The organism is Geodermatophilus africanus (assembly GCF_900107105.1).
GTDB lineage: Bacteria > Actinomycetota > Actinomycetes > Mycobacteriales > Geodermatophilaceae > Geodermatophilus > Geodermatophilus africanus.
Genome location: NZ_FNOT01000001.1, coordinates 116,399 through 130,514, shown reverse-complemented (window position 1 = coordinate 130,514; position 14,116 = coordinate 116,399). Strand labels below are relative to the sequence as shown.

Below are 14,116 nucleotides of genomic sequence, written 5' to 3'. Positions count from 1 at the left end.
CACGACCTCCGAGCATGGGGCTCCGCACGTCGGCCGCGGTACCCGGAGTACGGGACCCGGCGACGCCGCGGAGCGCCCCCGAGGAGGAGGACCGTGGCCCAGGACCCGAGTGCGGCACTGCTCCTCCGCGTCTGGCTGGAGGGGCCGGGCCGGTTCCGGGCGCGGCTGCTGACCCTGCACGCCGACGCAGCGGGGACGTCGGCGGAGGAGGTGACGGTCGCCGTGGCGTCGTCCCCCGAGGGCGTGCTCGACGCCGTCCGCGCCTGGCTCGACGACTTCACCCGGGGATCCGGCACGGGGGACGACTAGGACCGGTCCCCGGATCCCCCGAAGCGCTCGAGCCTGATCGACGACGGGTCGTGGCCGAGGTCGACAAGGGTCGTGGCGACGGTCTCCACGAACGAGGTCGGGCCGCACGCGAACACCCGCGGCCGCGTCGTGGGCGCAAAGGTCTGCGCCTCCAGCACGCGGCGGTCGATCCGGCCGGTCAGACCCCTCCAGTCGGCCGGCGCGCCCCGGGTCAGGGTGATCGTGGTCCAGGACCCCAGGACGTCGCGGGCCAGGACGTCCTGCAGCGTGCGCGCCGAGTACAGGAGCCGGACGGCCGTGGCACCGCCGGTCCGCCGGTGGTGGTCGAGCATGGCCAGGAACGGCGCGACGCCGACGCCACCGGCGACGAGCTGCACCGGACGGCGTCCCTCCGGCCGCCCGCCGCCGCGGTCCACCGCCGACGACCAGACGAAGTACCCGCCGATGGGACCGCGCAGCTCCAGCTGGTCGCCCGGCCGCAGCTCGTCCGTGAGGTACGGCGAGACCTCACCGCCCTCGGCCCGCTCGACCAGCAGGTGCAGCCGGGGGTCCTCGGGGGCGGAGGCCACCGAGTAGCTGCGCTGGGCCGTGTAGCCGTCCTCGGCGGTCAGCCGCAGGTCGACGTGCTGACCGGGCAGGTGGCCGGGCCAGCCCGGGACGTCGAGGAGCAGCCGGTGGACGCGTGCGGTCTCGGGCCGGTTCTCCAGGACCGTGGCGCGCAGCCAGGTCAGTCGCCGCTGTACCGCTGCTCGAGCCATGGGTCCCCGCGTTCGTGGTATCCGAAGGTCTCCCAGAAGCCCGGCTCGTCGAACCGGCTCAACGCGAACCCGCGCAGCCACTTGGCGCTCTTCCAGAAGTAGAGGTGGGGGACCAGCAGCCGGACCGGACCCCCGTGCTCGGGTGCCAGCGGCTGCCCGTCGTAGGTGTCGACCACCCAGGCCCGGCCGTCCGTCACGTCGGCGAGCGGCAGGTTCGTGGTGTACCCGCCGTCGCAGAAGGCGACCACGTAGGACGCCTCGGTCCGGACGCCGGCGAGCAGGGTGTCGACCGCGACGCCCTCCCACCGGGTGTCGAACTTCGACCACTTGGTGACGCAGTGGATGTCGACCGAGACCGCCTCGCGCGGCAGGTCCCGGAACTCCTCCCAGGTCCAGCGCCGCAGCCCGTCGACCTCGCCCTGGAGCGTGAGGTCCCACTCGCTCAGCGACGTCCGCGGGGTCGGGCCGGCGGACAGCACCGGGAACAGGTCGCCGGCGTCGTACTGGCCCGGGGGCAGCCGCTCGTCCCGGCGCTGCTCCCGGCGACCGAACCCTCGAGAGATCAGTGACACGACGGCTCCTCCCGGACGTCCCCTCCAGCGGTGCCGACTCTCCCCGCTCCGGCGGGCCTGGGCATCAGTCAAAGGACGGCGGTCGCCCCCTCGGCGACCGCTCCCCGTGCGGTGCCGCTCAGAGCGTCCCGCAGCGCGGCCCGGGAGGTGATGCCCAGCTTCGGGAAGACCCGGTAGAGGTGGGCACCGACCGTCCGGGGCGAGAGGTACAGCCGGCTGCCGATCTGCTTGTTGGACAGTCCCGAGGCGGCCAGCAAGGCGATCTGGTGCTCCTGCGCGGTCAGTGCGGCGGCGCCCCGTTCTCCGGTGGCGCTGCGGTGGGTCAGCCCGGTCGCCCGGACCTCGTGGGACGCCCGTGTCGCCCACGGTCGCGCCTCGAGGTGCCGGAACGTCTCCAGCGCCGCGGTGAGCTGCACACGGGAGGCGTTCGTCGCGCGGCTGCGGCGCAGGTGCTCGCCGTAGGCGAGCTGGACCCGCGCGCGATCGAAGGGGTACTGCTCGGCCCCGGGGACGGCCAGCGCCTCCTCGAACCGCCGGGACGCCTCCTCACCCGATGCCACGAGAGCTGCCGAACCCGCCTTCACCAGGGCGAGCTTCGGCCGGCCGGTGAAGATCGGAGCCCGCTCCATGGCCGCCACGTGCGCCGCGGCCTCGGGACGACGGCCCGTGCGCACCGCCGCCTCCACCAGGTCCATGGCCACGGCGAGGCCGACGGGGGCGTAGGGGGCGAAGCCGCCGGCCTGACTGACGGCGCTCAGTTCCCGGTAGGCGTCCTCGAAGTCCCCGCGTCCCAGCGCGGCCAGCCCGCGGACGCGGCGGGCGAAGTCCTCGAGCAGCCGGACCGTCCTCGGCGCGGACCACGCGACGAGCTCGTGGGCCAGTGCCTCCGCTGTCCTGTCGTCCCCCTGCGCGGCCGCCAGGAGGGCCGAGCAGTAGACGCCGTACAGGGTGACGAGCCGGTAGCCCAGCTCCTCACCCCAGGCGCGGCCCTCCTCGGCCGTGCGTCCGGCCTCCTGCCAGCGGCCGCCGTCGTACGCGTCGTGGCAGAGCAGCATCAGGGCGTTGACGGCCGAGGCGGCCGCGCCGCCCTGCCTCCCGTCCTCGACCACCCTCCGGAGCGCCTGGCGGCAGCCGGAGAGGCGGTCCGCGTAGGAGGCGGCCATGCCCACGCGGACCACGTGGGTGGGGTCGACGCCGGTGTGCGCGCACACGACCAGCTCGTCGAGCCGCCCGAGCGCCGCCGGCGTCGCGCGGACGGGGTCGGCGAACACCGTGCGCGACACCGACAGCACCGGCGGGACGTCGGGTCCCAGGCCGTCGAGCGCCCACTCGAAGGGCCGCCAGAGCTCGTCCCGGCCGCCGAAGTGGCACACCAGCATGAGGCTGTGCAGCGCGTCCTCGACCGTGGCCGCGTCGGATCCGGAGTCGAGCGCGTACTCGACGGCCCGCACGAGCATGCGGTGCGCCGTGTCGACGTCGCCCTCCCCGTTGAGCAGGTGGTGGGCGGCGGCCACCGCGACCTCGAGGGAGCCCGCCGGCCGGGGATCGGCCGTGCGGGCCGCGGACAGCAGCTGGGGCACGTTGCGCAGGTCCCCGGTCGTGTCGGCGCCCACGAACGCGGCGGCCGCCAGCCGCCGGGCTCGGTCCGGACCGCTCGGGGTGAGGTCCGCGGCCCGGAGGAGGGCGTTGACCGCGTGCACCGCGTCGCCCTTGTGCCGTGCGCGGTGCGCCGCGGTCTCGAGGAGGTCGGCGGCGCGGGCGTCGGCGCCCACGACGGCCTCGGCGAGGTGCCAGGCGCACTCCTCCGGCCGGTCGACCAGGACCTGGGCCAGGGCGCCGTGTGCCCGTCGGAGCTCACCGCTCGTCGACAGCTCGACCGCCGCCGACCCGATGAGCGGGTGCCGCAGGGTCACCCGTTGCGACGCGAGGTCGACGCGCAGCAGCCCTGCCCGCTCGGCCGGCGCCAGGTCGTCGAGCCAGCCGTCGGTGGCCGCTGCCGCACGCAGTGTCCGGAGGTCCCCCGTGCCCTCGAGGGCGGCGAGCAGCAGCAGTCCCCGGGTCCGCTCGGGGAGGGCGACGAGTTGCTGGGCGAAGACCCGCTGCAGGTGGCTGCTCAGCGGTAGCGCCGACGGGAGGGGGTCAGACCCGGTGCGCTGGGCCTCGCTCATGACCGCGGGGAGCTCCAGCAGGGCGAGCGGGTTGCCCTGGGACGCCGTCAGGACGCGCTGACGGGTCCGGGCGCCGAGCACGGGGAAGCGGGTCCGCAGCAGCTCCGCGGCCGCGTCGTCGTCCAGCGGGGACACCTCGAGCTGGGGCAGACCCGCCTGGAGGAGGACGCAGTCGCTGCCGGTCCGCGCCGCGGCGAGGACGCCGATCCGGCTGCGGGCCAGCCGGCGGGCGACGAAGCCGAGGACCCGGACGCTCGACCGGTCCAGCCACGGCACGTCGTCGACGACGACCAGCACCGGGCGGGACTCCGCCGCCCGCGCGAGCAGGCCGAGGACGGCGGTCGAGACCAGCAGCCGGTGGGGTGGCGGCCCCGCGCCGAGGCCGAGGGCCACGACCAGCGCGTCCCGGTGCGGCTCGGGGAGTGCCTCGAGGTGGTCGAGGAGCGGCAGCAGGAGCTGGTGGAGGCCCGCGAAGCCCACCTCGGCCTCGAACTCGACCCCTGCGGCCTGCAGGACAATGGCGTCGGCTGCCGCGGCGTCCCGCGCTCCCGTCTCGAGCAGGACCGTCTTGCCGACGCCGGGCTCCCCGGTCACCAGGAGGACGGCGCCGGTGCCGAGCGCCCGGTCCAGGAAGGAGGCGAGGGCCGCGCACTCGACCGACCGGCCGACCAGGCCCGCGTCGGCGGTGCAGACGGAGGCGAGCGCGTCTGGCAAGGGAGTCCCCTCCCGCGCGTCCCCGGCGGAGCCGGGACACGAGCCCTCGGTCGTGGCGGTCCTGGTTCGGTCGTCCGTGTCGCGGTGAGAGTCTCTCTCACCGGGAAAGGGGCCACCAGGGACCTCGGGCCCCGGGGAGGGTGCCACGTCCAGTCGGATGACCGATGCACCGGCGTGGTCGGTGCTGCCACGGTCGCCTCGCGCGGCGGGCCACCGGCGCCAGGAGGATCCGGGCGACCCGCCCCCGGCGGAGGACGTTCCCTGCTCCGGCCCGAGGAGGTTGTGCGGTGGACCCGTTCGTCTTCGGCACCGACGGGACCGATCCCGAGCAGGACTCCGGCGTCCTGGAGGCACAGGACTCCCTCGAGGACCCCGGCGGCGTCGCCGACGTGCTCGACACCGGCTGGTCCCCGGCCGATCGCCCGTGGGCGGTCACGGACTGGGGGACCACCGAACGCGAGGAGCTGGCCGGCGAGAGCCTGGCGGGTCGACTCGCCCGTGAGGTCCCGGAGCAGCAGCAGGTGGAGGGGGACGGTCTGGGCGACGCCTCCGACACCGACGGGGAGCTCATCGACGAGGAGGTCGGCGGCCGCCGCGCGGGGCGGCTGATGGAGACCGTCGAGCGCTGGGGGGACGTCGAGCCGGAGCTGTACGCCCTCGACGTGGGCATCGACTCGGGGGCGGCCTCCGCCGAGGAGGGGGCGGTGCACGTCGTCCCCGATGCGGACGACGACTGGACGGATCGCTGACGAGCGGATCGGAGGGGTGTCCCGTGACCGGTGTCCCGGAGACGGGTGGTCGGCGGCTGGACGGCAACGCGGCGGGAGGTGTCCTGCGGGAGGTCTTCGCGGTGGACCCGACGACGGCGGTCTCGACCTGCGCGCACTGCGGACGCCCGGCGCCCCTGGGTGAGCACCTGGTCTACGCCGACGCGCCCGCGCTCGTCGTCCGGTGCCCGGGCTGCATGCAGGTCGTGCTCCGGTGCGCCTCCGACGCGGCGGGCCTGCGACTGGAGATGACCGGGGTCCGGCTGCTGCGGATGACGCCTGCGGAGGGCGCCTCCGGGTGACGCCGGGCGGGGTCGGGTCGTCGGGACCGGGACGCGGTCCCGACGACCGGAGCGGCAGGCGACCGCTACGCCGAGACGGCCTGGAGCGCCTGCCGGACGACCGCGGTGACGACCTGCGGCTGCGACACCATGATCACGTGGGAGCCCTCCGCCTCGGTCACCGTGGCGCCGGCCCGTGCGGCCATGGTCCGCAGGACGTCGCTGCCCGCCGCCCTGTCGCCCGTCGGGATGACCGCCCAGGACGGCAGGCTCTTCCACGCCGGCGCCGCGGTCGGCTCCCCGAAGCCCAGGGCCGAGATGGGCCGCTGGGTGGCCGCCATGACGCGGGCCCGTTCCTCCGACACGTCGGAGGCGAAGGCGTCGTGGAACCTGTCCGGGTCGATCGCGAACTCGGTCTGCGTCCCGGAGTCGCCGGTCGGGTAGCTCCACTGCAGCAGGGCCGTGGTCAGGACGCTGTCCTTCGAGTCGCTCTCGATGTCCTGCAGGGTCTCGCCCTCGTCGGGCGCGAAGCCGGCCACGTAGACCAGCCCGACGACGTTGCCCGCCCGCAGCGCGGCGTTGGTGATGACCGCCCCGCCGTAGGAGTGTCCGACGGCGAGCACCGGCCCCTCGATCTGCGAGAGGGCGCTGGCCACGTAGGCGGCGTCGTGCGTGATGCCCCGCAGCGGGTTGGAGACGGCCCGCACGCCCACCCCGTCGGCGAGGAGCTGGGCGACCACGTCGTCCCAGCCGGAGCTGTCGGCGAAGGCGCCGTGGACGAGGGCGACGGTCGGCCGTGCGCCGTTCGTGGTGGTGGCCTCGGTCATGGTGATCTCCTCCGGGACGGGTCGGCGGAACCTGACGTGGCACCCGCCGTGCGCCCGGGCGTCGGGGACGGCGTGCCGCAGGCAGGGACGTTGCCCCGGCCGTCCGGGCGGCCGCATCGGTCAGGTGACCCGATGGCCGACCGGCGTCAGGCGGATCCGGTCGGCCCGGTCGCGATCCGGGAGCCGACGTGGAAGTCCCGGATCGCGGCGAGCGTCTCTCGCGGTCTCTCCTCGATCATGAAGTGACCGCAGTCGAACGCCCGCCCGGTGACGTCGTCGGCCCACTCCCGCCAGATCGCGAGGGTGTCGTACCAGGCCTCGAGGGCACCCCTGCCGGCCCAGAGCACCTGCGTGGGGCAGGTGATCCGTCGCCCGGCGGCACGGTCCTCGTCGTCCGCCCGACGGTCGCAGGTGGCCCCGGCCCGGTAGTCCTCGCACATGGCCTCGATGGCCGCCGGATCCCGGGCGCAGCGGGCGTAGTCGGCCACCGCCACCGCGGGGAACCGGCGGAGGGCCCCACTGAACTCCGCGTCGAGGAAGAAGAAGTCGGGGTCTCGCCCGATGAGCCGCTCGGGGATCGGGTGCGGCTGGGCCAGGAAGGTCCAGTGCCAGTAGCCGAGGGCGAACCGGGCGTCGGCCCGGGCCCAGACCTCGCCGGTCGGGATGACGTCCAGCACTGTGAGCCGGTGGACCACCTCGGGGTGGTCCAGCGCCATCCGGTAGGCGACCCGCCCGCCGCGGTCGTGGCCGACGACGTCGAAGGCGTCGAAGCCGAGTCCCGCCATCAGCGCGATGCAGTCCTCCGCCATGGCCCGCTTGCCGTAGGTCTCGTGACCGGGCACCGCGGCCGGCTTGGAGCTGTCGCCGTACCCGCGCAGGTCGGGGAGCACGACCGTGGAGTCCCGCGCGAGCCCACCCGCCACGAGCCCCCACGCGAGGTGCGTCTCGGGGTAGCCGTGGAGGAGGAGCAGCGGAGGTCCCGAGCCGCCGTGGCGGACCCGCAGGGAGACCTCCCCGACGGATGCGCGCGAGAGGGTCAGGTCGTCGAACCCGTCCGGGAAGACGCCGTCGCTCGCAGTGTCGACAGGTGTGGACATCCCGTTCCTCCTGCTGGGCGCGGTCGACGCGGCCGCGACGGGAGACCGTGCCCGAGGGCCGGGCCGCGGCGCATCGGTCAGCTGACTGCCCACCGGGGAACGTGCACGTCAGCGCGGCCCCCGAGGCGCCGGGGTGACAGACTCGTGCCGCGTCCACGACCGGCCCCGCTGCGGAACAGGAGGAAGGCGGCATGCCTCCGAGCAGTCCGGTCGCCGGCTCGCGGGAGCAGCGGCGTGCCCGGATCGAGGCGACGGCGCTGGAGCTCTTCCGCGCCCGAGGGTTCGACCACGTCACGGTGGAGGACGTCTGCGCCGAGGCCGGTGTGGCTCCCGCCACCTTCTACCGGCACTTCGGGACCAAGGAGGAGGTCGTCTTCGCCTACCGGGAAGACTTCACCGCGGCGCTCGACAGGGCGCTCGAGGCCGGCGCCGAGGTGCCGGACGCGGAGCGTCTGCCGGTCGTCCTCGGCGAGTTCGCGGCCTTCCTCGAGTCGCAGCAGGACGTGCTCGCGCTGCGGGACCAGATCGTGCTCGGGCACCCCCGGCTCATGCAGCGGACGCTGACGGTCCAGCGGGACATGGAGAGTGCACTGGCGGCGGGTCTCGCGAGGTCGCGCGGCCTGCCGGCGCCGGACCCGGCGGCCCTGCTGGAGGCCGGGATCGGCATCCTGGTGCTGCGGGTGGCCCTCCGATCGTGGCGGGCGCAGGGGGGCGGCTCGCTGCTGACGGCCGCGCAGCAGACGCTCGTGCGGCTGGGGGAGGTCGTGGCCGGCCTGGCTCCCGGACGCGACTGAGTCCTCCCGGGCGGGCTATCCGAAGGTCAGGGCGTAGACCGCCACGCCGGGGTCGAGGAACTCCACCTCGACGGTCCCGCTCGTGACCGCGCCGCGCCGACGGAGGAGCTGGTACAGGCGGGGTTCGGTGACCGTGCCGGAGCCGGAGCCGGTGCCGTCGACGTCGAGGCCGTGGTCGGGGCCCGGGTCCCGGCCGTCGAGCCGCACCCGGAAGCGCACCGTGGCCCCGGCCGGCGGCGCCACGACCAGGTGGAGGTCCCGGGCGTGGAAGCGGCACGTGAGGCGCCCGCCGGGCTCGGTGGAGGACGACGACTCGGCACCGACCGTCCAGCTGCCCGCGAGGGACCAGTGCCCGAGGCGCAGCCGCTCCGGCGCCGTGTAGGTGTGCGGCCGGTCCGGCACGACGTCGGGGGAGGAGGCGAACCCGGCGGTCCGGTCGTAGCCGAGGTAGGTCTCCGCGGAGCGGAGCGTGTCCCAGTCCGCAGGGGCCTCGATGCCGCGGGCGTCGACCGGCACGGGCTCGGGCCCGAGATCGCCGGCCCCGGCCTCGCCGAGGAGCTGCCGGAGGACCGCCTCGTCCTCCTCGTACCCGCCCTCGCCGAAGCTGTGGTGGCGCAGGCGTCCCGCGGCGTCGACCAGGTAGCGGGCCGGCCAGAAGTGGTTGTGGAAGGACCGCCAGACCGCGAACTGGTCGTCGATCGCGACGGGGTGGCCGATGGACCGGTCCCCCATGGCACGGCGGACGTTGTCCACGTCGTGCTCGAACGAGAACTCCGGTGAGTGCACGCCCACCACGACCAGCCCGGAGTCGTGGTAGGCCTCCTCCCAGGCCCGGACGTGGGGCAGTGACCGGAGCCAGTTGATGCACGTGTAGGTCCGGAAGTCGACCAGCACCACGCGACCGCGCAGGTCCGCGCCGGTGAGCGGCGGGGAGTTCAGCCAGTCCGTCGCTCCGGCGAGGGAGAACTCGTCCTCGGCCGGCCAGAGGGCGTCCTCGCCGTCGGCCGGCCCGCGGTCCTCGGCCCGGACGGCGTCGTGGCGGAACCGTTGCCCGAGACGGCGGGCGGCGTCGATCAGGTGGTCGTGAGAAGCCATGGGACGCTCCCTCAGCGCAGGGACCGGAAGGCGGCACGCAGTTCCTGGGCGAACAGCTGCGGCTGCTCCCAAGCGGCGAAGTGGCCGCCCCGGTCGACCCGGTTGTAGTGAATCAGGTTCGGATAGGCCCGTTCGGTCCAGCTGCGCGGGGCCTCGTACTGCTCACCCGGGAAGACGGTCACGGCCACGGGGATGGTGACGCCCTTGGCGTCGAAGAAGCCGCCCCGGTACTCCCAGTAGAGGCGGGACGCGGAGACGCCGGTGTTCGTCAGCCAGTAGAGCGTGATGTTGTCGAGCACCTCGTCCCGCGTCAGCTCACCGGTCGTGCTGGTGTGCCGGTCCAGGGCTGCGACGACCGCCACGGCCGGCTGGCCGTCGGCGTCGTTGTGGTCGAGCAGCCAGGCGGCGAGGCCGACCGGTGAGTCGGCGATGCCGTACAGGGTCTGCGGCCGGGCGGCCATGTACCGGGCGTACTCGACCTGCCCGAACGTCCGGATCAGCTGTTCGTAGGCGCGCTGCTCCTCCGCGGAGAGACCGGCGGGCGGGGGCGAACCCGCCAGTGCGGCGTCGTTGACGTCGGCGGGCACGGTGGCCGGCATGTTGGTGTGCACGGCAAGCAGCCCCTCGGGCGCCTGCAGGCCCATCTGGTCGACGACGAAGGCACCCCAGTCGCCGCCCTGGGCGACGTAGCGGGTGTAGCCCAGCCGCCCCATCAGGTCCGCCCAGGCCCGGGCCATGCGCTCCGGCCCCCAGCCGGTGCCCGTCGGCTTGCCCGAGAACCCGTAACCGGGCATCGACGGGACCACCACGTGGAACGCGTCCGCGGCGCTCCCGCCGTGCGCCGTCGGGTCGGTGAGCCGGTCGACGATCTTGAGCTGCTCGATGACCGAGCCGGGCCACCCGTGGTTGACGACGATCGGCAGTGCGTCCTCGTGCCGGGACCGGACGTGGACGAAGTGGATCTCCAGGCCGTCGATCTCGGTGGTGAACTGCGGCAGCGCGTTCAGCCTCGCCTCGCAGGCGCGCCAGTCGTAGTCCGTGGCCCAGTGGCGCGCCAGCTCCTGCATCACGGCGAGCGGCACGCCCTGCGAGTGATCCGGGACGGTCTCCGCCTCGGGCCACCGCGTCGCGGCGATGCGCCGGCGCAGGTCGGTGAGCGCCTCCTCGGGGACGTCCGCGTGGAAGGGGCGGATCGCCGTGGCGCCCGGCAACTTCTCGGTCGTGACGGACATGGTCGGCCTCCGTGGTCGGGGAACGGTGGAGAGCCTGGTGGGTGTCGCGGGCACCGCGCGCCCGTCGCAGTCCCTGGTCCGTTCCCTGGTCCCCACTGGTGTGACCGTCACCCCCGCATCGACCCGGGCCGGCGCGGTCGACCGGCGCGGCGAACCGCCGGTCGGAGGGGCAGGCGTGGTCCGCGATCGGGGTCCGGTCGTGGTGGTCCCTCCGAGCCTGGCCGGCACCGCGACCGACCCGGTGCGCCTCCGACGGTCAGGGGCGCGACCACGTCACGCGACGGCAGCCGTGGTGCGGAGCTCGAGCAGGGCGTGCAGGAACGCCTCCGAGAAGGTCGGGAAGGGCTGGATGACGTCCTCGAGCACCTCCAGCGGCACGTGGGCCCGGATGGCGAGGGTGGCCTGCTGCAGCCACTCGCCGGCCCCGGGGCCGAGGGCGTAGGCCCCGGTCAGCCGCGTCCCGTCGGAGAAGAGCGTGAGGAAGCCGGGCTCGGTGTCGTAGGAGCGGGTGTAGGTCGCCGTCCGCGCCACCTGCGACAGCGGGACGGTGACCGTGACCGGGCCGTCGGCGGCCCCGACGGCGGCGGCCTCGGGATCGGTGTAGGTCACCCGCGGGACGGCGGAGTAGTCCACGGCGCGCGGCCGGCCCAGGATGTTCGACGCCACCACGCGGGCCTGGTACTTGCCGACGTGGGTCAGCGGCCAGGGCGTCATCACGTCGCCGACGGCCCACAACCCCTCGCGGGCGTTCATCCGGGCGTCGAGGCGCAGCTCCTCGATGCCGACGGTCTCGAGGCCGACGTCGTGCACCCGGGGACGCCGGCCGGTGGCCACGAGCAGCCGGTCGCCCCGCAGCGGTTCCCGGCCGGGGAACTCGAGCACGAACTCGCCGTCCTCGTGCCGCGCCGCGGACACCATCTGGCCGTAGTACAGCCCCACGCCCTCGGCTGCGAGCGCCGTGCCCAGCGCGGTCCCCAGGGCCCGCGGCTCGCGGGGCAGCAGGTGGTCCATGCCCTCGACGATCGACGCAGTGCCGCCCAGGCGGGTGACGGCCTGGGCCATCTCCACGCCGACCGGGCCGCCGCCGAGGACCAGCAGGTGCCGGGGGACCTCGGTCATGCTCGTCGCCTCGCGGCTGGTCCAGAAGCCGGGCAGGTCGCGCAGGCCGGGAACCGGCGGGATGAACGGGTCCGAGCCGGTGGCCAGGACGACGTGGTCGGCGGTGTGGACGACGTCGTCGACCCGCACGCGGCCGTGGCCGGCGAGTCGGCCGTGGCCGCGGATGACGTCGATGCCCTCGCCCTCGGCCCACTTCGCGGCACCCGAGTCGTCGTAGGAGGACACCATGAAGTCCCGCCAGGCGAACGCGGCGGCCGGGTCGACCCGGCCGGTCACCGCCTCGGCGGCGCCCGGCGCGCGCCGCGCCCCGGCGAGTGCCTCACCGGGCCGCAGCAGGGTCTTCGACGGGATGCACGCCCAGTACGAGCACTCCCCGCCGACCCGTTCCCGCTCGACGATGGCGACCTTGCGGCCGCCTTCGGCGAGCCGCGCGGCGCAGTGCTCTCCCGGGGCTCCGCCGCCCACCACGATGACGTCGTAGTCCATGACCGCTCCTCGGGTGTGTCGCCGTTGCGCCCGGCGGTGGTGCGTCTCGCCGAGAGGATCCTCCGGATCCCGCCGGGCCCGGGCCGCTGCGCTCCGCGTCGGTACCGGCCAGGAGGAGCGGGGTGTCCCGACGGTCGTGGTCCGGGCCGTCCCGTCGCGCCCGTGGGAGTCCCTGGTGTCGCCGCCCCCGTCCTCGCGGCCCGGCCGGCTCCGTGCCGCCGTCGGGACCACCGTCCACGAGGAGCCCCTCGAGGGCGCCGGTCACCAGGACCCTGCGGCAGCGCGCACCCGGCGCGGACGCGGCGGCGCCGGAGCAGGGTCCTGTCCGACCGACTGCGGCGCGCCGGGGGGTGCGCACCCCGCGCGCCGACGGGACGGGCCGCCCGTCGGTCAGTGCGGGGCGCCCTCGATCACGAGGGTGGCGTCGGCGACGGCCTCGTCGGGGGTGCGGCCCTGCTGCCGCGCCACGACGTAGCCGGCGTACCAGTCCGACCAGTGGTGCGGGGGCCCCACCGGCTCGTACCGCCCGTGGTGTTCCTCGGCCTCCCGGAGCAGGCGGGCCAGCGTCGGGTCGTCCATCTCGTCGTCTCCTCTCGTCGATCGGTGTCAGCGGGTCGGGTGGGTCACCGGCCGGGCAGGCGCGTGGTGAGCTCCTGCACCACGTACCGGTTGCCGTCGGGGTCGGCGAAGGTGGCGTAGGACGCGTAGCTGCGGCGCTCCGGGTCGGGCCCGGGCGCGTGCGTCGCGGGATCCGCGCGCACCGCCAGGCCGCCACCCGCGTCGTGGAAGACCTCGCTGACGTCCGCCCCGTGCGCGATCAGTTCGGCGCGGGCCGCCTCGATGTCGGGTACGGCCAGGAACAGGGCGACCGAACCGGGCCTCGCCGGGGGGAGTCCGAGGCCGAACTGGATGGAGCAGGGCGAGCCGGGCGGCGTGAGCTGGACGGCGCGGAAGCCCTCGTCGATCATGAAGTCGGCGTCCTCCCGCCAGCCGAGCCCCTTGTAGAAGTGCTTGGCCCGGTCGACGTCGGAGACGCCGATGACGACGGCCTCGAGCTTCATGTCCACGGCGTGCTCCTCGTCGTCGCGGGGCCGGCACCCGGGTCGTCGCCGGCCCGGACACGCTCGCGCCGTCGAGCGCCGCATCGCACCAGGGGGACTCCCTGGTCCGCTGCCCGGTCCCCGGCCGGTGGTGTGCTCCGCCGCATCGCACCAGGGAGGGACCAGGGGATCCCACGGGGGCGACGGGGACCCGGTGCCCCGACAGTCGACCCGGGGTCGGCGCCCCCCCGGCGCCCGACGAGAGGCGGTGACATGCCTTCCGACACCGTCCGTGGCGGCGTGACGGTCGAGGATCGCGGTGGCCGGTCGGCACCGGCCGAGGCGCGACCGGCCCGAGGACCAGGACACGACCGGCGAGGAGGCACGGTGGACGACGCGAGGGCACGCGCGGCGATCGAGGCGCACTTCGCCGCCTCGGACGTCGGGGCCGCCGGCGGCGCACCGGGCGACCGGATCGCCCGCGCCTCGGAGATCTACGCCGAGGACGCCGTCGTCGAGTGGCCGCAGGGCGGTGAGCGGCTCCGCGGCAGGGCGGCGATCACCGGGTTCCGGTCCACGTACCCGGCCCGCCAGCGGTTCGAGCTCCACCGGACCACCGGCTGCCACGACCTGTGGGTGAACGAGTACACGATCCACTACGACGACCGGCCCGTGCTGGCTGTCGGGATCATGGAGTTCCGCGGGGACCGGGTCGTCCGCGAGCGGATCTACTTCGGCGAGCCCTGGGAGCCGCCGGCCTGGCGCGCCCGGTGGGTCGAGCGGTTCGACCCCCGCGAGCCGGACCCGCCGCCCGCCGTGCCGCCGCGGGCGGACGGGCCGGGCTGAGCCGGCGGCAG

15 protein-coding genes are annotated in these 14,116 nt (G+C 75.1%); 5 read left to right on the top strand and 10 right to left on the bottom strand.

Going from position 1 to position 14,116, the window contains the following annotated elements; translation table 11 throughout:
* Window positions 1–93: 93 nt before the first annotated feature.
* Window positions 94–309, top strand: a complete 216-nt coding sequence (locus BLW63_RS00555) for a hypothetical protein (RefSeq protein ID WP_091150382.1) — start codon at window positions 94–96, stop codon at window positions 307–309.
* Here the strand turns inward: BLW63_RS00555 and BLW63_RS00550 are convergent.
* From BLW63_RS00550 to BLW63_RS00540, 3 genes are all read right to left on the bottom strand, one after another.
* The gene (locus BLW63_RS00550) at window positions 306–1,067 is read right to left on the bottom strand and encodes an FAD-binding oxidoreductase (protein ID WP_091150380.1); all 762 of its coding nucleotides are present in this window, start codon (window positions 1,065–1,067) and stop codon (window positions 306–308) included. The two genes, BLW63_RS00555 and BLW63_RS00550, sit on opposite strands and share 4 nt — an antisense overlap.
* Complete coding sequence (locus BLW63_RS00545) at window positions 1,037–1,639, bottom strand: molybdopterin-dependent oxidoreductase (protein ID WP_091150377.1); 603 nt, start codon at window positions 1,637–1,639, stop codon at window positions 1,037–1,039. Before BLW63_RS00545 ends, BLW63_RS00550 begins: the two co-directional genes overlap by 31 nt.
* Before the next feature lie 68 nt (window positions 1,640–1,707).
* Window positions 1,708–4,521 carry a helix-turn-helix transcriptional regulator gene (locus BLW63_RS00540; RefSeq protein ID WP_091150375.1) on the bottom strand — a complete coding sequence of 938 codons (2,814 nt, stop codon included), beginning with the start codon at window positions 4,519–4,521 and terminating at the stop codon, window positions 1,708–1,710.
* A 287-nt stretch (window positions 4,522–4,808) separates the two neighbouring features.
* Between BLW63_RS00540 and BLW63_RS00535 the strand changes: the two genes are divergently transcribed.
* A complete protein-coding gene (locus BLW63_RS00535; RefSeq protein WP_091150373.1) occupies window positions 4,809–5,270 on the top strand; it encodes a DUF5709 domain-containing protein in 462 nt (153 codons plus the stop codon).
* 23 nt (window positions 5,271–5,293) lie between these two features.
* Window positions 5,294–5,590 (top strand): DUF6510 family protein, encoded by a 297-nt coding sequence (locus tag BLW63_RS00530; RefSeq protein WP_211516947.1) that lies wholly within the window; start codon window positions 5,294–5,296, stop codon window positions 5,588–5,590.
* Between the two features lie 65 nt (window positions 5,591–5,655).
* On the opposite strand, the gene BLW63_RS00525 is transcribed toward BLW63_RS00530, so the two are convergent.
* Window positions 5,656–6,396, bottom strand: coding sequence for an alpha/beta fold hydrolase (locus BLW63_RS00525; RefSeq protein ID WP_091150371.1), 741 nt, complete (start codon window positions 6,394–6,396; stop codon window positions 5,656–5,658).
* A 146-nt stretch (window positions 6,397–6,542) separates the two neighbouring features.
* Window positions 6,543–7,493, bottom strand: coding sequence for an alpha/beta fold hydrolase (locus BLW63_RS00520; RefSeq protein ID WP_091150368.1), 951 nt, complete (start codon window positions 7,491–7,493; stop codon window positions 6,543–6,545).
* A 191-nt stretch (window positions 7,494–7,684) separates the two neighbouring features.
* On the opposite strand from BLW63_RS00520, the gene BLW63_RS00515 reads away from it, so the two are divergent.
* Window positions 7,685–8,287 (top strand): TetR/AcrR family transcriptional regulator, encoded by a 603-nt coding sequence (locus BLW63_RS00515; RefSeq protein WP_091150366.1) that lies wholly within the window; start codon window positions 7,685–7,687, stop codon window positions 8,285–8,287.
* 15 nt (window positions 8,288–8,302) lie between these two features.
* Here the strand turns inward: BLW63_RS00515 and BLW63_RS00510 are convergent, their stop codons facing one another.
* The 5 genes from BLW63_RS00510 to BLW63_RS00495 form a co-directional block, all read right to left on the bottom strand.
* The gene (locus BLW63_RS00510; protein WP_091150364.1) at window positions 8,303–9,382 is read right to left on the bottom strand and encodes a thioredoxin family protein; all 1,080 of its coding nucleotides are present in this window, start codon (window positions 9,380–9,382) and stop codon (window positions 8,303–8,305) included.
* 11 nt (window positions 9,383–9,393) lie between these two features.
* Window positions 9,394–10,614, bottom strand: coding sequence for an epoxide hydrolase family protein (locus BLW63_RS00505; RefSeq protein WP_091150361.1), 1,221 nt, complete (start codon window positions 10,612–10,614; stop codon window positions 9,394–9,396).
* Window positions 10,615–10,887: 273 nt separating this feature from the next.
* Window positions 10,888–12,219, bottom strand: coding sequence for a dihydrolipoyl dehydrogenase family protein (locus BLW63_RS00500; protein ID WP_091150359.1), 1,332 nt, complete (start codon window positions 12,217–12,219; stop codon window positions 10,888–10,890).
* 390 nt (window positions 12,220–12,609) lie between these two features.
* Complete coding sequence (locus BLW63_RS26540) at window positions 12,610–12,798, bottom strand: bleomycin resistance protein (RefSeq protein ID WP_170856569.1); 189 nt, start codon at window positions 12,796–12,798, stop codon at window positions 12,610–12,612.
* A gap of 44 nt (window positions 12,799–12,842) precedes the next feature.
* Window positions 12,843–13,280, bottom strand: a complete 438-nt coding sequence (locus BLW63_RS00495) for a VOC family protein (protein WP_244522302.1) — start codon at window positions 13,278–13,280, stop codon at window positions 12,843–12,845.
* 366 nt (window positions 13,281–13,646) lie between these two features.
* On the opposite strand from BLW63_RS00495, the gene BLW63_RS00490 reads away from it, so the two are divergent.
* Window positions 13,647–14,105 (top strand): nuclear transport factor 2 family protein, encoded by a 459-nt coding sequence (locus BLW63_RS00490; protein WP_211516946.1) that lies wholly within the window; start codon window positions 13,647–13,649, stop codon window positions 14,103–14,105.
* The last annotated feature ends 11 nt before the right edge of the window (window positions 14,106–14,116 follow it).

Coding starts and splice junctions, on each gene's coding strand:
- BLW63_RS00525 (WP_091150371.1), bottom strand. CDS start 6,396: ATGACCGAGGCCACCACCACGAACGGCGCACGGCCGACCGTCGCCCTC.
- BLW63_RS00510 (WP_091150364.1), bottom strand. CDS start 9,382: ATGGCTTCTCACGACCACCTGATCGACGCCGCCCGCCGTCTCGGGCAA.
- BLW63_RS00500 (WP_091150359.1), bottom strand. CDS start 12,219: ATGGACTACGACGTCATCGTGGTGGGCGGCGGAGCCCCGGGAGAGCAC.
- BLW63_RS00520 (WP_091150368.1), bottom strand. CDS start 7,493: ATGTCCACACCTGTCGACACTGCGAGCGACGGCGTCTTCCCGGACGGG.
- BLW63_RS00550 (WP_091150380.1), bottom strand. CDS start 1,067: ATGGCTCGAGCAGCGGTACAGCGGCGACTGACCTGGCTGCGCGCCACG.
- BLW63_RS00505 (WP_091150361.1), bottom strand. CDS start 10,614: ATGTCCGTCACGACCGAGAAGTTGCCGGGCGCCACGGCGATCCGCCCC.
- BLW63_RS00515 (WP_091150366.1), top strand. CDS start 7,685: ATGCCTCCGAGCAGTCCGGTCGCCGGCTCGCGGGAGCAGCGGCGTGCC.
- BLW63_RS00495 (WP_244522302.1), bottom strand. CDS start 13,280: ATGAAGCTCGAGGCCGTCGTCATCGGCGTCTCCGACGTCGACCGGGCC.
- BLW63_RS26540 (WP_170856569.1), bottom strand. CDS start 12,798: ATGGACGACCCGACGCTGGCCCGCCTGCTCCGGGAGGCCGAGGAACAC.